Source organism: Synechococcus elongatus PCC 6301 (assembly GCF_000010065.1).
GTDB lineage: Bacteria > Cyanobacteriota > Cyanobacteriia > Synechococcales > Synechococcaceae > Synechococcus > Synechococcus elongatus.
Map to the genome: position 1 here is coordinate 2,443,775 of NC_006576.1, position 18,474 is coordinate 2,462,248.

At 55.9% G+C, this 18,474-nt stretch carries 15 protein-coding genes; 4 read left to right on the top strand and 11 right to left on the bottom strand.

Going from position 1 to position 18,474, the window contains the following annotated elements; all coding sequences use genetic code 11:
• Positions 1-131: 131 nt before the first annotated feature.
• Positions 132-1,754 (top strand): DUF3685 domain-containing protein, encoded by a 1,623-nt coding sequence (locus SYC_RS12105; RefSeq protein ID WP_011244601.1) that lies wholly within the window; start codon positions 132-134, stop codon positions 1,752-1,754.
• A 114-nt stretch (positions 1,755-1,868) separates the two neighbouring features.
• On the opposite strand, the gene SYC_RS12110 is transcribed toward SYC_RS12105, so the two are convergent.
• The 5 genes from SYC_RS12110 to SYC_RS12130 all read right to left on the bottom strand — a co-directional run bounded on the left by SYC_RS12110 (position 1,869) and on the right by SYC_RS12130 (position 6,404).
• Positions 1,869-2,585: an alpha/beta fold hydrolase gene (locus SYC_RS12110; protein ID WP_011244602.1), complete on the bottom strand. Its 717-nt coding sequence runs from the start codon at positions 2,583-2,585 to the stop codon at positions 1,869-1,871.
• A 236-nt stretch (positions 2,586-2,821) separates the two neighbouring features.
• Entirely contained in the window at positions 2,822-3,271 is a 450-nt protein-coding gene (locus SYC_RS12115; protein WP_011244603.1) for a Spy/CpxP family protein refolding chaperone, read from the bottom strand.
• A 34-nt stretch (positions 3,272-3,305) separates the two neighbouring features.
• Entirely contained in the window at positions 3,306-4,337 is a 1,032-nt protein-coding gene (hypE, locus tag SYC_RS12120) for a hydrogenase expression/formation protein HypE (protein ID WP_011378195.1), read from the bottom strand.
• A gap of 449 nt (positions 4,338-4,786) precedes the next feature.
• The gene (locus SYC_RS12125) at positions 4,787-5,413 is read right to left on the bottom strand and encodes a hypothetical protein (RefSeq protein WP_011244605.1); all 627 of its coding nucleotides are present in this window, start codon (positions 5,411-5,413) and stop codon (positions 4,787-4,789) included.
• A gap of 457 nt (positions 5,414-5,870) precedes the next feature.
• Positions 5,871-6,404, bottom strand: coding sequence for a tyrosine-type recombinase/integrase (locus tag SYC_RS12130; RefSeq protein WP_011244606.1), 534 nt, complete (start codon positions 6,402-6,404; stop codon positions 5,871-5,873).
• A 123-nt stretch (positions 6,405-6,527) separates the two neighbouring features.
• On the opposite strand from SYC_RS12130, the gene SYC_RS12135 reads away from it, so the two are divergent.
• Both SYC_RS12135 and smpB read left to right on the top strand, forming a co-directional pair.
• On the top strand, positions 6,528-6,821 hold the full coding sequence (locus SYC_RS12135; RefSeq protein ID WP_011244607.1) for a YciI family protein: 294 nt from the start codon (positions 6,528-6,530) through the stop codon (positions 6,819-6,821).
• A 12-nt stretch (positions 6,822-6,833) separates the two neighbouring features.
• A complete protein-coding gene (gene smpB, locus SYC_RS12140) occupies positions 6,834-7,298 on the top strand; it encodes an SsrA-binding protein SmpB (RefSeq protein WP_011244608.1) in 465 nt (154 codons plus the stop codon).
• Positions 7,299-7,330: 32 nt separating this feature from the next.
• On the opposite strand, the gene SYC_RS12145 is transcribed toward smpB, so the two are convergent.
• The 3 genes from SYC_RS12145 to hemB all read right to left on the bottom strand — a co-directional run bounded on the left by SYC_RS12145 (position 7,331) and on the right by hemB (position 9,987).
• The gene (locus SYC_RS12145) at positions 7,331-8,509 is read right to left on the bottom strand and encodes an LL-diaminopimelate aminotransferase (protein ID WP_041677043.1); all 1,179 of its coding nucleotides are present in this window, start codon (positions 8,507-8,509) and stop codon (positions 7,331-7,333) included.
• 4 nt (positions 8,510-8,513) lie between these two features.
• The gene (trxA, locus tag SYC_RS12150; RefSeq protein WP_011378192.1) at positions 8,514-8,837 is read right to left on the bottom strand and encodes a thioredoxin; all 324 of its coding nucleotides are present in this window, start codon (positions 8,835-8,837) and stop codon (positions 8,514-8,516) included.
• Between the two features lie 169 nt (positions 8,838-9,006).
• Complete coding sequence (gene hemB / locus SYC_RS12155) at positions 9,007-9,987, bottom strand: porphobilinogen synthase (RefSeq protein WP_011244611.1); 981 nt, start codon at positions 9,985-9,987, stop codon at positions 9,007-9,009.
• Positions 9,988-10,210: 223 nt separating this feature from the next.
• On the opposite strand from hemB, the gene SYC_RS12160 reads away from it, so the two are divergent.
• Complete coding sequence (locus tag SYC_RS12160; protein WP_011244612.1) at positions 10,211-11,446, top strand: PQQ-dependent sugar dehydrogenase; 1,236 nt, start codon at positions 10,211-10,213, stop codon at positions 11,444-11,446.
• Positions 11,447-11,466: 20 nt separating this feature from the next.
• On the opposite strand, the gene SYC_RS12165 is transcribed toward SYC_RS12160, so the two are convergent.
• From SYC_RS12165 to SYC_RS12175, 3 genes are all read right to left on the bottom strand, one after another.
• Positions 11,467-12,258: a DNA adenine methylase gene (locus SYC_RS12165; protein ID WP_011378191.1), complete on the bottom strand. Its 792-nt coding sequence runs from the start codon at positions 12,256-12,258 to the stop codon at positions 11,467-11,469.
• A gap of 6 nt (positions 12,259-12,264) precedes the next feature.
• On the bottom strand, positions 12,265-13,245 hold the full coding sequence (locus tag SYC_RS12170; protein ID WP_011244614.1) for a DnaJ C-terminal domain-containing protein: 981 nt from the start codon (positions 13,243-13,245) through the stop codon (positions 12,265-12,267).
• Between the two features lie 121 nt (positions 13,246-13,366).
• Positions 13,367-18,073, bottom strand: coding sequence for a translocation/assembly module TamB domain-containing protein (locus tag SYC_RS12175; protein ID WP_011244615.1), 4,707 nt, complete (start codon positions 18,071-18,073; stop codon positions 13,367-13,369).
• Positions 18,074-18,474: the final 401 nt, after the last annotated feature.

The window sequence follows — 18,474 nt, forward strand, 5'->3', positions numbered from 1 at the left end:
GGCCAGTCAAGACTGGCGATCGTGGATCGATCTTGAACTGAAATCCGTGTTGTTTGGACACTGTTCGCTAGACCAGGCTGGTAGGCTGTTGTCGGTCGGAGTCATTGCTCCACGCAGCGGTCTCGCGGTTCATGGCCTTGCCGTTATCAGTCAAAGTTGTTGGCGATTTGCCATTAATCCAGCTAGGTCTGGAAGCGGGTATGGCCGATCGCCCAGGTCTACAACTGACTCCGCCAGATGGCACAGTTGCTCCTGACGTAGTTTTGTGGGTTGCTGCCCAGCCCCTCGATGCGCAAACTGCATTGCGCTGGCGATCGCAGTATCCCGAGACGCCGATTCTGGCGATCATTGCCCTGCCGCAGCGATCGCAGCTTTCCATGCTGCAAACCCTAGGGATTGAGGGTGCTTGGGCGATCAGCAGCGATTTTGATGATCTGGAGGCGACCGTTCAGCAGGTTGCGGCAGGCCAAGCCCGTTGGCCGTTGCCCCAGGATCTGCGCACCCCGATCGCGCCGCCCTTAGGCTTTTTTCAATGGCTGCATCAATCCAGCTTGGTGCAAATTGACACACAGCTATTGGCGATCGAAGGACAACTGCGCCATCCCCACTGGAACTGGCTCGATCGCACTTTTATGACGGGTCGTCGTCGTGAGCTGAAAGCGGCCCGCGCCCTGATGGATTGGCTCTGGAATGGCGGTCAGCCGACTCCCCTATTGGCTTTGGCTCAGCCCCCTGCTCCTGCTGCTGAATCGCTGGTTCTATCGCCGACCGCGCGTCGCATTCGTGATCGTCAACATCTCAAGGTTCTGCTTTGGGATCAGCTGACAGAACGCCTGCAACAACCCCTCAGCAACCTAACAGGTCGCCCCCTAGAGCTAGATATTTTGCGCAGCGATCGTCAGCGCGAACTCTTGGCGATCATTCTGCGACGCCTCAATGATCTGATTGCCGATCTGCAGTTTTCACAACTGTCGACGGAGCAAATCGTCGAGAAGCTGCCGCAATTGCGCCAAGACCTCTGGCAGCAGAGCCTCAGTGATTTTTATGGCCGCTACCGCGATCTCCAGCTTGATAGCGCCACCATTGAATTGTCTAGCCGTCTCAGCGATGAGTGGACGCGCTTAGCACCGAGTTTAGTTGCCCGCCTGCACGGCGATCGCCAAGTGCTGTTGACTTTGGTGCATGGATTACCGGTGATGATTGACGGTACAGCCTATGCCCTCGAAGCCCCAGAAGCCCAAGCTCGCCTACAGTTGCTGTTAGAGAACCTGTTGCTGCGGCTGGCCAACGCGATCGTGCAGCCGCTCCTCAATTGCTTCGCGGAAGTGACAGCCATCAAGCAGGAATTCTACGACGCTCAGCATTTATCGAATCGTGAGCTAACTCGCTTTCGTAACCAACTCAACTGGGCTGATCGCTGGGAGCAGCTATTAGAAAATCCGCGCTCAATCTATGAAAGTCAGTGGCCTTTGCTGCACTTTGTTGCTGATGGTATCGATCGCTGCCAGGTTTATGCTCCGCGCGATCAAGAGCTTCAGCAGCTCTCCGGCGTCCAGCAGACAATCACCCTGGTCATGGAGGCGCGGGATGCGATTGCTCCCCAAGTCAGCGGTCTTATTCGGTGGTTGGGCAGCGGTGTGGTGTTTGTTCTGACCCAGCTCTTGGGTCGTGGCATTGGTCTTGTGGGGCGGGGAGTGCTGCAAGGGATTGGCAATGCTTGGCAACCCGATCGCCGCTTGAAGAGCGATCGCTGATATCCATTGCATTGTCCAGAGGGGGTGCGATCGTGATTCAACGGGTGCCAGCGTTCAGTCGCGCAGGGTTGCTCCGTCGCTTGTGAGCTTGAGTGTGAACCCATGAGTCGCTGCTCAAAGCACTGACAAAAGACAAGCAGCTACGGCTTGGGGCGCAGAGAGGTAGGGATTGTGACTGGTGTCCAAAGTCAGAAGGCGATCGCAACCTCCAGCTTCCGCCATGCGGCGCTGAGTAGTGGGACCAATCACTTTGTCCTGAGTGCAGAGGATGTAGACCTTGGGGACTCGCCCCATTCGCTCAGCCGTAACTTGCACTGGTGTGGTGAGAGGCGCCACCGCTTGGGGTGTAATCAACGATCGCACCAGGGCCATATCTTCGGCAGAACAGTCCGCATAACCTAACTCCTGTAAGGCTTCTGGCCGGCAAGTCGCCGAGAGTTGATCTTCGGAAAAGACAGTCGTGCCCGCCATCAGTGACTCGTTGTCCGTCTGGGAAATGCTCAGGGGACTCTCTCCATTTCGCAGTAGATAACCTGCCAGATAGACCAAGGTCTGAATTTTGTCAGGGTAAGCTTCTGCTGCTTGGCTGATCACCGCTCCGCCCAAGCTGTGCCCCACTAACACCACTGGCTCTGATTGGGCTTGTAGGATGTCGCAGACGGAGTCTGCATAGCGAGCAAGCGTCACCTCTGCTATGGGCTGAGGATTGCGACCATGCCCAGGTAGGTCTGGGCTGATCACGGTGTGTCCTTGCGACTCCAGTCGAGGAGCAACTTTATGCCAGACCCAAGCCCCTGAACCTGCGCCGTGAATCAGAACAAAGGTAGCCATTGTTGTTTTGCCTTGACCGCACAGGCCGACTATATCGGCGCTGAGGAAAGCTCTAGAAAAACTGAGGATTCATGACCAACCCTCATCGGCATAGCTGTTGTCAATTAAGACCAAAATTCTTGGGCGATCGCTGTTCACAATAAAGCCGGCACGATCGCACCGGCTTTCCACGCACAGACAACTGCATCTCCAAAAGTCAGGACTGAGTGAGGGTCAGCCTAGAATCTGGAGGAGGATTAGATCGGGGCCTGCATTCCGTTCCGATCGCGCCATTGCTGACGGCGTTCGGACCGTTGTTGTTCAAACTGCTGACGCTGCTCAGGGGTCAGGACGGCGCGGAGTTTTAGGCTGCGTTGAAAGCGGAGCTGCTGAGCTTGTTGCTTGAGGGCATTGACTTGAGCTTGCTGCTGCGTGAGTTGAGCATCGCTAGCGTTGCTCGCCCACAGCTGTCGGAGCTGGGTTTCTGCCGCTTTAATCTGCTCGCGCAGTCGCTTCATTTCTGCTTTGTCTTGCTCGCGGATGCCGCTTAGCTGTTGGCGTTGTTCAGGAGTCAGGTTCAAGCGCTCCCAGCGCTGCATGCGCTCGGGACGATTACCAGCCGGGCCCGATTGGGCATAAGCGATCGTTGGGATGGCCAGTGCCCCCAACAGACCTACCAGCGCGAGCTTCTGAATCAGTCGAGACATAGGAGTGAGAATGTAGAGGAACTCGCTGGGCTCTCTAGCAAATGCGGGGTAGCTGTTCGCCACTGAGCATTTCCAACAGGCGATCGCTGCCAAAGGGCTGACGCAACCGCACGAGACCTGGCGTAGCTGATTGGACGATGCCAATGCAACGAGGTTCCTGTTCTGGCCAAATTTGGCGCAAGATTTGTAGCGCGATCGCCACTTGATCGGTGGGTAGAAACGCCACAAATCGGCCTTCATTGGCAACCTGTAGTGGGTCTAAACCGAGGATTTCACAGACACCTGCAACTGCTGGATCGACTGGAATCGCCTTAGCCTCGATATCCATCCCAACCCCGACGGCTGCTAATTCATTGAGGGCACTGGCTAAGCCGCCTCGCGTCAGGTCCCGTAGACAATGAAGATCGATGCCTGCTTCCAGCAAACCCAAGACGGGCGATCGCAAACTTGCGACATCACTAGCGAAGGGCAGCTCTAACTCCAGCCCTTCGCGGCAGGCCATGACGGCAATGCCATGTCGCCCAAGATCGCCATTGATCACGATCGCGTCGCCTACCTGGATTTGTTGCGGACCAATCTGGCGATCGGGCGGCAACCAGCCAATGCCCGTTGTCGTGATGTAAAGGCCATCAGCCTTCCCGCGCTCAACCACTTTGGTATCGCCGGCGCAAATCTGAACCCCAGCGGCTTGGGCTGCGCTAGCCATCGACTGCACCAGTGTGTTGAGCGTTGCGATCGCCAAGCTTTCTTCGAGGATGAAGCTGGCGGTCAACCGGTGAGGAATTGCGCCCCGCATCAATAAATCATTGACTGTGCCATGCACGGCCAGAGAGCCGATGTCGCCACCGGGGAAAAACAGTGGTTGGATGACAAAACTATCCGTGCTGACGGCGATGCGATCGCTCGGTAAAGTTAGGACAGCAGCATCCGCTGCAACCGTTTGCTCTGTCTCAAAAACTGATCGAAAAACTGTCTCAATCAGCTGATTCATTTGGCGACCCCCGCTACCGTGGGCCATCTGAATGCGTTCGCTGCCGGTCAGAGGTAGCGGACAGTCCCAGCTCATGCGGTGCTTGCCGAAAGAGAGTCTTGCGTGGCAGTCAGTCACTCAGTCTGCGATCGCGGCGGACTTCTGCACTGCTGCTTTTCAAAATTAAGCTGCTTTGACAGCGAGAGGCTGCAGTTGTGATGAATTGCAAGGGCGATCGCAACGTAGCTCTACGACCGGCGATCGCCCTAGAGCGCAAAGACGACCATTAGCTACAGGAACGTTCAGGCAGCTTGGGCGCGGCTTCACTCCATTGCAAGACAATAATGGCCTCTTGGGTGGTGGGTGAATGGCTATGAAACTGCCGTAAAAAGCGCTTGGCCATGGCAATTTGCCTGGCGCTATATTGATGATGCATGATTTAGTTCGCTACCGAATAAACTGCAAATTAGGGCTAAAAATCTTCGCTGAATTTCTAGCTTTAGACAAATCAAGAGTGGCTCCCTATGAAATCAATTAAACGGAACTCAGACAGCCTCGGGCCTAATCCGTTTCCGACGATAGGGGCGGTAGACTTCGCGAACGCTAATCTTGGTGATGGATTGCTGAAAGTCTTGATGAAGCTGAGTAATCAAGCGATCGAGTTCAAGTTGTCCAAACTCAGAGATAACGATCTCGATGCGGTGATAAAGCTGCTGCGTATTTCGCTGTTTCTTAGCTGATCGCTTGTTCTGCCGAATCACCTTCAAGGCTTGACGAATGGAAATATTTAGTTCTTGACACTCTACAAGCTCGATCCCAACGGGTTGGGATTGAGAGCCGCCGGCTCTATCAATAAAGATCTGGTCATCGAGACTAGGGATGCTAAGCGCGGTAAACAGCTCATGGCGATGTTCCCAGAGGAAGCGATATTCATCTGCCATGCTGCGCTTGAATGTGCAGTGATTGGATACCCATTCCTCCCAACCTCCATTGGAAAGCAGGGCCTTTGCTTGAGTGAGCAAATATCCGATCGCAAGTGATCGCAATAACTTCTGTGATTCTAGCTTTTGAATTTCGAAATACAGGATATTCGCTTGATGACTAATTTTTGAAATATCTAAGGTTGCAGGTGAAACAATCTCAGCTCTTTGGGGAACCATAGAAGTATGCATTTTAATTTTCAAGTGCTAGGCACTGAAAGAAACAAGATGCCCTTACTTATAGCTGACATTTTTTGAATTTTCAAAAGAATTATCCCGAAGATGAATAAGATTTTTGATGCATGCGATGAAAGTATTTTTATTGACAATAAAAAAGAGTTTCGGCTTTGAATTTTTTTGACCTAATTGCTCCTTGTACCCTTTGAGCATTTGTCTTTAAAAATTAAGGTAAAAATAAATATTTTTCTTTAGTGGTTGAAAAATCAGCCCGTTTTATGGCTGACGATGAAACAGGGGAGTAATAAAAAAATCTCATGTATCGTTTTAAGACATGAATAATGAAATGAAAAATAAATTCCTACGCTGCTGGCATGCGTTTGTATTGAATCGGATTCATAAGGATTAACTTGGGGGAAAAAGTCAGCAGAGAAGACGATCGCAGAGGTAGCGCCCTGAGAGTGTCCGATTGTCATCCCCCCAGAAACAGACCGTTGACTCGCTCAGCCCAGATAAGCCGCAGATGTTTGGCCCGCGTAACGCCCCAGATTTTGACCCGTGCGTAGGGTGGGGCAATCAAGGCAATCGGTGCTCCCCGTTCAACAGCACTTTGGGCATGGCAATCCCAGAGCTGTTGTGCAGTGCAAGGAAATGTCAAACCAACGCGGCGCGCGGCATTACGCACAATGCCACTGACCCGAGCTGGGCTGAGAGCAGCGCCATGGCGACTCAGAAAAATCAGCGATCGCGCTTGGGTGTCGGGCGATCGTAGGTAGAGGAGATGGCTCCAGCAATGACTAGGCAGGAGCAGTTCACCGCCGCTAGGCAGGGTCAGCAGCCCTTGATTGCCGCCGATCGCACGGACATCCTGCCAGCGGATCATCGTCAGCTCTTCGGGACGCAGGCCAGCGTAATAAATCAGGCGAAGCATTGCGTTATTGCGGTGATTTCGCTCCGCTGCTAGCAACTGGCGGAACCAATCTTCGGCACGGTCAAGGGCTGTCATAGGACATCGCGATCGCCATCATCGCCATCACAAGTTGGCGCTACTTTAACGGCCCTGTCTAGCTCAGAACTGTTACCGCCACCACACTCCCCGATAAACTAGTGCCAGTTAGAGACCTGGTCTATGCCTTGGTTTGTCAAAATCGAGCGAGGGCTGGTGGAAAAAGCAGTTTTTGACCGCTATGTCCCCGCTCATTTGGACTATGTCCGTCAGCTCATTGCCGCTGGACATCAGGCCAGCAGCGGTTACTGGGGCGAGCGTGGCGGTGGCATGCTGCTCTTCCGGGCCGAGTCGCGGCGGCAGGCAGAGCAAATTGTTGCGGCAGATCCGCTGGTTCAGGCTGGTTGTGTGACCTACGAACTGCACGAATGGTGTGTGGTCTGCTCTGCAACAGCGCAGAATGGATCTTTGGTGTAATCACAGGTAACTATGGCCGATTCCGGCGGCATCAAAGTTCTGAGCGAGAATCGTCAGGCTCGTTTCCAATACGAAATTCTCGAAACCTTCGAGACCGGGATTGAACTTCTCGGCACGGAGGTCAAATCGATTCGGGCCGGAAAGGTTAACCTGCGCGATGGCTTTGCTTTGGTGCGCAACGGCGAGGTTTGGTTGCACAACATCCATATTTCGCCGCACCAGCAGGCGAGTGCCTACTACAATCACGACCCGCTGCGGACGCGCAAGCTGCTGATGCACCGTGAGGAAATTCGCAAACTGATCGGTAAGGTCGAGCAAAAGGGGCTGACCTTAGTGCCGCTGAAGATGTATCTGAAGCAGGGCTGGGTGAAAGTCACCCTCGGCTTGGGACGCGGTAAGAAACTGCACGACAAGCGTGAAACCGAGCGTCGCCGCCAAGATCAACGGGATATTCAGCGGGCAATCAAGCGCGCTTAGAGTGCACTGACCCGCACTCCAGCCCTGAAATCTTAGCGGGCGAGGAACTGCGTGATCCTGCGGGCAGCTTCTTCGAGGCGATCGCGGTCGTGTACTAGGGCAAAGCGAACAAAGCCTTCACCGCAGTCGCCAAAGCCGATGCCCGGCGAAGCGGCGACCCCGGTTTCGGCGACAAGTTTTTCGCAAAACTCCAGCGATCGCGTTTGCCACGGTTCCGGCAGCGGTGCCCAGAGGTACATGGTTGACACTGGCTTCGGAATCGTCCAGCCGGTAGCGGCCAGTGCATTGATGAAGATATCGCGGCGATCGCGGAAGCGTTGACGGGTCGCTTCGACACAAGCCTGTGGGCCAGTAAGCGCAGCAATCGCGCCGGCCAAAATGCCTTGATATTGGTTGAAGTCGACCACGGCTTTGAGTCGCCGCAGGGCTCCAATCAACTCCGCATTGCCGATCGCGAAGCCCACCCGAAAGCCGCCCATGTTGTAGGACTTGGAAAGCGAAAAGAACTCGATCGCCTGCTGTTTCTGGCGATCAGCTTGGAAAATTGAGGGTACCTCAACCCCATCAAAACCGAGGTCGGGATAGGGGAAGTCGTGGGCGAGCACCAGTTGATGGTGACGGCAGAAAGCTACAGCCTCTTCAAAAAAGGCTAGCGGTGCGATCGCGGTCGTCGGATTGTGAGGATAGCTGAGGACGAGTAGCCGCGATCGCGACAGAATTTCAGTTGGAATCGTACTGAAGTCTGGCAAAAAGCCGCGATCGGCCGTCGTCGGGAGGCGATAGATCTCTCCAGCGGCTAGGTAGACTCCGCCTGCATGGGAGGGATAGCCCGGATCTTGGAGCAGAGCAATCTCGCCAGGCTCCATCACCGCTAGCGGTAGGTGGGCCGTCCCCTCTTGAGAACCTATTAGCAGCAGGACTTCCGTTTCGGGATCAACACCGAGGCCGAACTTGCGTTCATACCAAGCCGCCGCGACCTGCCGAAACGGGAGTGTGCCCTGATGCAGCAGATAGCCGTGGGTGCTGGGATCTTGCAGACTAGCCGCGATCACAGCGACCACATGATCTGGTGCAGGCAGATCCGAGGAGCCGAGGGAGAGGTCAATGACCTCCCGACCCGCTGCGATCGCTACCGCTTTGGCCCGATCCATATCGGCAAAAACATTGCGTTGTAAGGGTGCGAGCCGCTGCGACAAACGAAAGTTAGGCATGAACTTAGAGATGGGCGTTGATCAGGGTCTGAATGCGATCGCGTCCAATGGCACCTTCGACGCGCTCTACCAGTTCACCGTTTTGGAACAGCAACAGCGTCGGAATGCCCTGAACTTGATAGCGAGCTACCGTCTCGGGATTCGGATCCACTTCCAGCTTGTAGACCGTGAGTTGATCGGCATAGGTCTGGGCGGCCCAGTCCATCAGCGGTGCAATTAGGCGACAAGGGCCGCACCAAGGCGCCCAAAAATCGACGAGAACCAATCCTGGGGCTTTCAGAACGGCAGATTCAAACTGCTGATCATTCAGCTCAGTTGCTGCAGACATCGTGGGACCAAACCTTGAGCGCACAACGATCTTCCAGTGTGCCATTGCGCTCGATGCTCGGGGCGAGATCCTGCCAGAATCCCGCCGGTCTGTCAGCGTTTGGGAATAGGGCGATTGGGCTGGCTAGATCCCTGCTAGGAAACCTGAGTCCAGCCCTTCTCTGGACGAGCTAGGCGAGCCAGCGAGCTGCATCCTTGGCGTGGTAGGTCAGGATTAGATCAGCCCCAGCCCGCTTGAAGCTAGTCAGGGTTTCTAGTACAACCCGCTCTTCATCGATCCAGCCATTGAGTGCTGCCGCTTTGACCATCGAATACTCGCCAGAAACGTTGTAAGCGGCGACCGGCAAGTCAGTGGTTTCTTTGATCCGGCAGATAATGTCCATGTAGGAGAGGGCTGGTTTGACCATGACGATGTCAGCACCCTCGGCCACGTCAAGTTCGACTTCCTTGAGCGCTTCGCGGCTGTTGCCCGGATCCATTTGATAGGTGCGGCGATCGCCAAATTGTGGAGTTGATTCCGCCGCATCGCGGAAAGGACCGTAGTAAGCCGACGCATACTTAGCCGAGTAGGCCATGATCGGCGTATCGCTAAAGCCCGCTTCATCCAAGGCATCGCGAATCGTGGCGACAAAACCGTCCATCATGCCGGAAGGGGCAATGATGTCAGCTCCTGCTTTGGCCTGAGACACCGCTGTTTTGCGCAGCAATTCCAAAGTCGGATCATTGAGGACGCGACCGGAGAGATCACCTACTTCCAGATAGCCGCAGTGGCCATGGGGCGTGTACTCGCACAGGCAGGTGTCAGCGGCAACAATCAGCTCAGGCACTGCTTCTTTGACAGCGGTTGCGGCCTTCTGAACGATGCCGCAGTCGTGCCAAGCGCCGGTTGCATCGTTGTCTTTGTCGGTGGGAATGCCAAACAGAATGATCGAGGGAATGCCAAGGTCATAGACCTCCTTGGCCTCTTCCACGATCTTGTCGATCGACAGTTGATAGACGCCAGGCATCGAGGTTACTTCCTTGGCGACGCCCTCACCGGGCACCGCAAACAAGGGATAGATGAAGTCGGCCGAAGTCAACGTCGTTTCGCGCACCATCCGGCGCAGAGTTTCGGACGATCGCAGGCGACGGGGACGATGCGTGGGGAACATGGACTCAGCTGTGGCACGTATTTTCTCAGTTTACGGTGGCGATTGAGAGCCGCTGCGTCACAAAACATGAAGCTTCTGATCGGGGCTGAAGCAATCGCTCGCTGTAGGAAATCGGATTCCGCTCTTGGGTGTCAGCCGACGAGGGAACCTTCCGTAACATTTAGCAATCTTGGATAAAGAAGCTGCCCAAGCTGGTTGCTGCTGTGATTCGTAAAAGATTGGGATGACCTTCTCCACCGCTGCTACCGCCCTGATTGGACTGGCGATCGCGACTGGATGTGCCAGTTGCAGCTCGGCCTCCTTGCCACCAACTGCTTCAGCCCCTGTGAAGACGGCAGCGAAGCCCACGGCTTTATTGGTGCCTGAGTCGGTGCCCGAGCTGACTACGGTGGAAGTAACGCCCCTGGTCGAAGGGCTGGAACATCCCTGGAGTCTGGCTTGGCTTCCCAACGGCGATCTGTTGATTACGGAACGGCCGGGACGGCTGCGATTAGTTCGCCAAGGAAAGCTGGAACCGACTGCGATCGCGGGGTTACCCGCCGACCTGTTTGCACAAGGTCAGGGTGGCTTACTAGATATTGCTGTTGATCCTCAGTTTGAGCAAAATCGCTGGGTCTATTTCAGCTACGCTGCTGGCACCGAAGCAGTTAATCGGGTTCAAGTGGCGCGGGGTAAGCTGAATGGCCTGCGACTGGAGAATGTAGAAGTCATCTTCACCGTGCGGCCCGATAAATCCAGTGCCCAGCATTTTGGCTCGCGGCTGGCTTGGTTGCCCGATCGCACCTTATTAATTGCGATCGGCGATGGCGGTAATCCGCCCGTGGAACTCAATGGTCGTTTGATTCGCCATCAAGCCCAGATGCCCGAGAGCGGTTTGGGTAAAATTCATCGCATCAATCGGGATGGCTCTATTCCTGCTGATAATCCGTTTCGGAATCAGCCCAAGGCTCAAGCCAGCTTATGGAGCCTTGGCCATCGCAATATTCAGGGCTTAGCAGTTGATCCGAAGACTGGAACAGTGTGGTCAACCGAGCATGGATCGCGGGGTGGTGATGAGTTGAATCAAATTAAAGCAGGCGAAAATTACGGCTGGCCTGAGGTTACCTTTAGCCAAGAATATTGGGGCGCTGAAATTACTCCGCTTCGGACTCAAGCTGGCATGATTGACCCGCATTTAGTCTGGACGCCAGCGATCGCTCCTTCTGGGATAACGGTCTATCGTGGTACAAAAGTGCCTGATTGGCAGGGCAAGATTTTTGCAGGCGGTTTAGTTGGCCGAGATATTCGCGTCATCCAGCTGTCTCCCGAAGGCCAAGCAACTAATGTTTCGCGTATTCCCATCGGAGCGCGAGTTCGGGACGTTCGCCAAGGCCCCAGCGGCGATCTCTATGTATTGACCGATGAGTCTTCGGGCAAGCTCATTCGTGTGCGATCGACGACTGCTTCAACTCAAAGCTAACTGGCTTGAACTGCTGTTTTCTAGGCTTGACTCATCCCTTTCATGGCAATCATTTCTAGGGCTGGGCTGCGATCGCCATTACAGGCAATCCTGCGAGGCGCTAAACAGGTCATGACTTGAAATCCTAGGGCTTGGTAAAGCTCTAAAACTCTGGGCGTTGCTTGATTAGAAGTAATCACCGGACCGGTTGCTGAAGCTAGCCACTGGGCAAGTCGAACTTGATCATCCCAAGTAAATCCCTCTTTAGCGTATTGCCGAAATTCGACATCGTAGGGGGGGTCAGCATAGATCAGATCTTGCTTGCCGACTACTAACTGATCAAAGTCACCGAGATAGAACTGATAATCCTGAAAAAGTTGGGAGTAATCTGAAAAGTCGTAGCGGTAATGAATCGTTTTATAGCGACCAAAGGGGACATTAAATTCACCCTTGGAGTTGAAGCGGCAGAGGCCATTAAAACCCGTGCGATTGAGATAGTAAAAATATTGGGCTGATAGGGCTGAAGGTAGCTCAGTCTGATTAAAAGCTTGCCGATATTGATAGTAGAGATCTGAATCGTTTTCGAGGGGAATTGTGATCTCTAATCCTGCTTTGACCTGCTGGTAGAAGTTGATCAAATGCGGATTAATGTCATTCAAAAGCGCCCGTTTGGGCTGCAAGCTGAGCGTGACAGCCAGCCCGCCACAAAATGGCTCAACGAGGCGATCGTAGGTGATGCCTTGAACGAGTTCTTGCAGTTTGGGTGCCAGCCAGCGTTTACCCCCAGCCCATTTCAGCGGTGGCTTCAACGGCGCGATCGCAGGATCAGGCATTGGGCGCTAGAGGCTGTATTGCATGAGTGCCGATCGCAGATCGGTACTGCGCGACCGCTGCAACTGTTCGTAGGCCTGACGTTCTGCCTCGGTCAGGCTTTTCGGTACCGCGATCGCCACTTTCACCAGCAGATCCCCGCGGCCCGTGCGAGTTGGCCAGCCCTTACCCCGCAGCCGCAGGGATTGTCCGGTGCGAACTCCGGCCGGAATCGTGACGTTGACCAAGCCATCCGGTGTGGGAACCGCGATCGTGGCACCGAGGGCTGCTTCATCCGGTGCGATCGGCACCTCACAGCTCAACTGGTCGCCCTCTAGCTGGAAAAACTCGTGGGGCTTAACCTCAATCTTCAGGTAGAGATCGCCGCGCTTGCCCGTATTGGGCATGATGTTGCCCTTGCCCCGCAGGCGCAGTTTACTCCCTGCTTTGATGCCAGCCGGCACCTTGACCTCAACCATTTCGCTGTTGATGCGGAGCTGCTTTTGCGTCCCCCGAAAAGCATCGCTGAGGCTGAGACTAATACTGGCTTCAGCATCCAAATTGACGGCACGAGCCCCAGCAGTGGCCTGGCTACCAAAACCGCCGGCAAAATCCTGAAAACCAGGACTGCGATAACCGGCACTGGCGCTAGCCGTCGCGCCGCCGCCAAAACGGCCGAGCAGTTCGTTGATGAAGTCATCAAAGCTGCCATAGCGGCCAAACTCAAAGTCCTCGAAGCCGACCCCAGGCCCTGGGCCACCTGTGGGGCCACCAACTCGGCTCCAATATTGGCCAAACTGGTCGTACTTGCGGCGCTTATCGGTGTCGGAGAGCACCTCGTAAGCTTCGTTGATTTCCTTAAAGCGTGCCTCAGCAACCTTGTCGCCCGGATTCATATCGGGGTGGTACTGGCGAGCCAGCTTACGGAAAGCTTTTTTGATCTCATCGGCACTGGCAGCACGCCCCACTCCGAGGGTTGCGTAGTAGTCTTTGAAGTCCGTCGCTGCCATGGCGAAACTACATCTCCGTCAGAAGCTGATTGCACTGCGTCCTCATTCTGCCACTGTGTTCCCTGTCTTCTGTGGCACCGAACCGATCGCTGGGGGGTGGAGAACCGATCGCGCAGCCACGCTAAAAGCGTTGGTTGAACTCTAGAACCGCCCGATTGTTGCCAGCGGTATCGGTTGTTCCCCGAATGCTGAGGCTATCGGTGAATTCGTAGCGCAGGTTGAACTGAGTTGGCAGGCCCAGTGTCAAAACTTGCAGCACTGAAACCGACAGATCATCGGTGATGTCAAAGCCGATCTGTCCGCCTAGTCCGAGGACTGTGTTGGTGTTGCCGACTTGGGCTAGAGACTGGACGTCGCGATCGGGAACTTCGGTCACCGTTGGGAAGAGCTGAATATTGATCCGCTCACCCAGCGCACTGTTGAAGAAGCCTTGGACGTTGTTGAGCAAGGCTTGACTGGCCAGCCCTAACAAAGCTGTGCCGCCACCAGAATTCGCCAAGCTATTGACTGTGCCGCCACCGATCAGCGTCAGCAACTCCCGTTCACTACGGGGCGGGCTGCTGGTGAGCTGGATGCTGCTCTGGAGGTTGCTGGCGAGGGTGTTGACTTGGGCGCGGACTCGCACCAGTTGGAAGCGGCCAAACCCACTCTGGGATGGATCACTCTGGAACGGCAAGACGATGCGATCGCTCCCTGTTTGTAGCGTCGATCCACTGAATTCGGGGATCGAAGCGACTAGGTTGACGTTGAGGAAGGGATCGAGACCGAGGTCCGGCCGGAAAATGACGCTGCTTGTCTGCCGGCGATCGAGGACAAAGGTGGAGGTGAAAAGATTTACCTGTCCAGACGTTAGCGTCAGCTTGCCATTGGGCGACAGCGTGGATCCCAGTGGGCCATCGAGGGTCAAATCCCCTGTTGCCCCAAAGCGAAACAGCGGTTCGGATTGAACCGACACCCCTTCTTCCAAGGCAATCTTGAGCTGTTGGAAGCGGACAGGCAGGGTGGGAGCACCCAAATCGCCACTGGCGAGGTTGGTGAGGCGATCGGGGCCAGGCAGCTGAATGTTGGCTTGATTGACCCGGATATCTCCCGCGATCGCGGGTTCTAGGGCAGAGCCCAGAATTTGTAGATCCGCCTCGGTCTTGCCGGTAAACAGGTTGGGTAAGGCGATCGTGGCGTCGCGGAGCGCGATGGTCAGTGGCTGTTCGCGATCGGGGTCACTGGCAGGCAAGAGTTGAGCAATTGGCAGGATGCCTTGGGCTGTGAGCGTACCGCCGTTGAAATTGCTGCTCAGGGTCTCGACCCGCAGGCGGTCCTGCGCAAAATTGATCTGGGCCGTCAGATTTGTCAGCGGTTGCTCAAACAGCGGCGAAGCCAACCTGGCATTTTCAAAGCGTGCTTGCCCCGAGAGGATAGGGGCATCAAGGGTGCCCCGCAGCCGCAGTTGTACATTCCCTTGTCCCCCCTGCCACTGCACCTGATCGCGGCTGAGCAGGCTCAAGAACTTGAGGCCGTTGTTGCTGATGTCGAGGTTGAGCTGAACTTCGTCGCTGGGTTGGCTGGCCAAAAAGGGCAACTCAAGGGGCAGACTGCCGGTCACTCGCACCGGTTCAGGATCATCGGCAATGAGAGCAAAACCAAAGGTCAGACGACCGTCGCGAACGTTAAAGCCGGTTTGTTCAGCCTGAATCGATGTGCCATTGAAGATGGCATTGCTCAGCTGGAGATCGCCCAAAATTTGCGGGTTATCGAGGCGGCCTGACAGGGTGGCTGAGAGTCCCAAGCTGCCTTGCATTTCAACGGGCAGTCGCAGGAATTGTTGAATACCCGCTAGCGATAACCCTTCGACAAAGAGTTCGCCTTGAGTTTGGTCGCTGAAGCTGCCGCTAAAGCTGAGCTTGGTCGCGCCAGTCTGCAGTTCAAAGGGTTCCAGTTGGATTTGGTTTTGTTTGACGGCCCCTTTGAGTAGTACGCGATCGGCGCGATAGTCTCCCCAAACCCAGTTACTACCTTGGAAGTCAAAGTCTGCAGTCAGTCCCTGACGCCAGGACCCACCCACGGTTGCCACCCCATCAAAGCGACCCGTGAGCTGGCGAATAGTAGGAAGTGTGGGCAGTGGCTGTTGTGCTTGTTCTTGCTGTTGCAACGCTTGGAGCTGACTCAGGCGCTGCAGCTGTTGGTAAAGAGAGGTGGCCGTGTCGTCGATGCCGGGTACCGAGGCGATCGCTGCAGCATCCGCGAACTCCGGTTGTTCCGCCAAAAAGCCCGATCGCTGCAGACTGCGCAGGAACCAAGCCAATTCTTGTGGGTTGCCCTGTTTAGCCTCGAGTCGTGCCGAGACTTGACCCGTACCAGCCAACTGAACTCGGCCTTGCAAACTGTAGAGGCTGTTATCCCGTGCCAGGGTTGCTTCTGTAAGCGTCAGCCAGCCATCACCCAGTTGGAACTGAGCGTTCAGGCGATCGCCCCGCACATAGCCGAGGCGAGGACGCAGCACCGAGAGATTGCCGCTGCCGGTGCCCCGCTGGAGGTTGAGGCGACCCTCGCCACTGACTCGCCCCGAGGTCACCAAGGGAATGCCGCGATCGCTCGGTAGGTTCAGTCCGGCAATGCTGAAGTTATCGGCCTGCCAGCGCAGATCGGAACCTTGGGCTTTGGCTTCAATCACGCCGCCACTCTGTTGCCAGCGGAAGTTCTGTAGCTGGAAGCGGCGATCGGTTTGCGCTAGGAGTTGTCCATCGGAGCTGCTCAAGGCGACCTGCAGGCCCTGCTGGTTGTAGCGCAGATTGCCCAGCCAATCGCGCCGTCGACGCTGAGCACTCCAACCCACATCGCGGATTTGCAGATCGCCCTCCAGTTGTGGCGCTTGGAAGCGACCGACTAGCCTACCTTGGAAGCCCAAGTTACCCTGCAGCGGCAGTGGCAGCGGCAGCGTTTGCAGGGCAACCTGCTGAATATTCAGGCCGATCTGGAGCTGTTGATCGGCGGTGGCATTGGGCCGGACTTGTCCTCGGGCGATGAGCCCGGAAGCGGCGAATTGGCGCAGCGCCAGCTGTTGCCCATCCCAGCCCCAGTCCAAGTTGGCCTGACCATCGGCCCAACGCTGACCCTGCCAAGCCAGATTAGTCAGGGCTAGGCGACTGTCGGCCTGAACGGTGGTCAGAGACAACGCGTTCAGACTGCCGTTCAGCTGGATTTGACCGCTCGCTTGGCCACCTAGGTCTGCTGTCAGTAGTTGCAGCGGCAGATCTCGGACCTGGACATCACCCTGCCAGCGATCGCCCTGACTGGTGAGCCGGGCTTGAATCGCACCACGACCCGTTTGAACTAGCGCAACGGCCTGCCAATCGGGCTGACGGTTGAGAAAAATCTGGCCGTTGACGGTTTGCTGCTGGGCGGTGGTTTGCCAGCGAACTTCTGCCTCGGGGCGATCGAGGGTTCCCCGAATCTGACCACTGGCGATTAGGGATCCCAGTTCCAGCTCGGTGGGAACCGCCGCTCCTAAGTTTTGCAACAGCTGTCGGCTGGAGAGACCCCGTAGATCTGCGGTGAAGGCGATCGGTCGGCTGGCTTGGCGTCCGACGCTGCCCTGAAGTGACAGTTGCCCCTGTTGGGCGATCGTGATCGCTCCTTGTTGAACGCGCAGTTGCTTAGCGTCCAGTTGGTATTGGGCAGTGGCCCGACCGAGGGCGAGGCCCTGCCACGTGGTGCCGGCGGCCGGCGTCAGGACAATCGCGCCCCGAAACGCTTCGCGTGCTTGCTCAATGTTCAGCTGTGCTTGCAGGGGGCCACCCAGTTTGAGCCCTGGCAAAGGCGATCGCGCCGTCGAGCTGCTGGCGGTTGTGGTCAGCTGAATCGTGCCGCCCTGATCGAACGTCCAATTTCCCTGTCCTTGGATTCGCCAGTCTTGCCAGCGGGCAGTGCCTCGTTGAACCGTAATCTGGCGATCTTGAAACTGCAGCGCTGCCGTCACTTGCTGCAAACGCACGGGGACTTCTGTTGCCTTGAGGGTTGCCGACTGCAACTGGGCTGAGCCGTTGATGGCCGTCACCTGTTGGTCCCGCAACTGCAGAGAGAGGTTACCGCTGGCGGTGCCGGCCTCAGCGATCGCTGGCAACCGCAGCGTTTGGGCTAACAAGCGTTGCACTTCGGGCAGGGCTACCTGCTGACTGCGCAGGCGAATTTCGCCATTCCTGCCGCCCTGAATCTCGCCTGCCACCCAGCCACGCTGGCCGGTACTCAATTGAGCCGTGGCTTGAAACCGAGCCCGCTGCTCTTGGGACAGTTGCAAATGACCGGCGATCGCACTGAGGCGGATGGGGACCAGCAGTTGATTCTGGGTATTGCGGGGCTGGAGACTGAGTTTTCCGCCCGCAACAACTAACTTGAGGTCGGGATATTCACTGATTTGAGCTTGGGTCGGGAAGGTATACCACTGGCCATTGCTGAGTTGCTGCAGACTGGCATCAACGTTTTCCAGACGCAGCTGTAAGGGCAGACGACCTTGGAAGAGGCCAGCCCAATCGATCCCGACTGTGGTGGTCTGCCAACTAACAAAACTCGGGCCTGAGACAGTACCAAGCTGCGATTGCCCTAGGCGCACCCCATCCCAGTTCCAGCCCTCGATATTCCCAAGCTGAATCGGTTGCCCCAAAGCAGCGGTCAACTGCTGCTCAGCCTGGGGAATCAACCAAGTTTCTGCCAGACGCTGGGGACCACCGAGGCCCACCCAAACGCCGCCCGCTAGCACCAAGCCACCCCCAAGCATCCACCAAGCGCGCCGCCGCGATGGAGGATTGGGAGCGTGGGGCTCGGGCGAAGCAACCATGGCGTCTTTGGGGCTAGGGCTGGTACGAACGCTAGGCCATTATCTGGCGTCACTTTTGACTGTCAACTAGAGATAGAACAGTTTGGGGTGACAGTCTTGCGATCGAGGCCAACCCAGAAGCGCGATCGCCCAGACCCAAGCCAGTGAGAGCTTGTTCTAAGACTCTATGCAGACTGTTTGAAGTGTGAATTTAATGACTGTTGCACTCCTGGTTGAGTTCCAAATAATTGCAACAATGATTCGATGGTTTGTAACAGGGTAACGGTCACGCGAGGTAGCGATCGGCCTATCCATGGCTGCGATTGAACAAGTGACCAGCCCGGCCGGCCATCGCCCATTTCTCACCATTCCTCAATCGATCGCGCAGGATGACTGCGCCAAGAACCCGTTGCTCGAGGCCC

What these genes read in the sequence shown, in the direction of transcription:
- SYC_RS12105 (WP_011244601.1), top strand. Translation starts at nt 132, where the DNA reads ATGGCCTTGCCGTTATCAGTCAAAGTTGTTGGCGATTTGCCATTAATC.
- SYC_RS12110 (WP_011244602.1), bottom strand. Translation starts at nt 2,585, where the DNA reads ATGGCTACCTTTGTTCTGATTCACGGCGCAGGTTCAGGGGCTTGGGTC.
- SYC_RS12115 (WP_011244603.1), bottom strand. Translation starts at nt 3,271, where the DNA reads ATGTCTCGACTGATTCAGAAGCTCGCGCTGGTAGGTCTGTTGGGGGCA.
- hypE (WP_011378195.1), bottom strand. Translation starts at nt 4,337, where the DNA reads ATGAGCTGGGACTGTCCGCTACCTCTGACCGGCAGCGAACGCATTCAG.
- SYC_RS12125 (WP_011244605.1), bottom strand. Translation starts at nt 5,413, where the DNA reads ATGCATACTTCTATGGTTCCCCAAAGAGCTGAGATTGTTTCACCTGCA.
- SYC_RS12130 (WP_011244606.1), bottom strand. Translation starts at nt 6,404, where the DNA reads ATGACAGCCCTTGACCGTGCCGAAGATTGGTTCCGCCAGTTGCTAGCA.
- SYC_RS12135 (WP_011244607.1), top strand. Translation starts at nt 6,528, where the DNA reads ATGCCTTGGTTTGTCAAAATCGAGCGAGGGCTGGTGGAAAAAGCAGTT.
- smpB (WP_011244608.1), top strand. Translation starts at nt 6,834, where the DNA reads ATGGCCGATTCCGGCGGCATCAAAGTTCTGAGCGAGAATCGTCAGGCT.
- SYC_RS12145 (WP_041677043.1), bottom strand. Translation starts at nt 8,509, where the DNA reads ATGCCTAACTTTCGTTTGTCGCAGCGGCTCGCACCCTTACAACGCAAT.
- trxA (WP_011378192.1), bottom strand. Translation starts at nt 8,837, where the DNA reads ATGTCTGCAGCAACTGAGCTGAATGATCAGCAGTTTGAATCTGCCGTT.
- hemB (WP_011244611.1), bottom strand. Translation starts at nt 9,987, where the DNA reads ATGTTCCCCACGCATCGTCCCCGTCGCCTGCGATCGTCCGAAACTCTG.
- SYC_RS12160 (WP_011244612.1), top strand. Translation starts at nt 10,211, where the DNA reads ATGACCTTCTCCACCGCTGCTACCGCCCTGATTGGACTGGCGATCGCG.
- SYC_RS12165 (WP_011378191.1), bottom strand. Translation starts at nt 12,258, where the DNA reads ATGCCTGATCCTGCGATCGCGCCGTTGAAGCCACCGCTGAAATGGGCT.
- SYC_RS12170 (WP_011244614.1), bottom strand. Translation starts at nt 13,245, where the DNA reads ATGGCAGCGACGGACTTCAAAGACTACTACGCAACCCTCGGAGTGGGG.
- SYC_RS12175 (WP_011244615.1), bottom strand. Translation starts at nt 18,073, where the DNA reads ATGGTTGCTTCGCCCGAGCCCCACGCTCCCAATCCTCCATCGCGGCGG.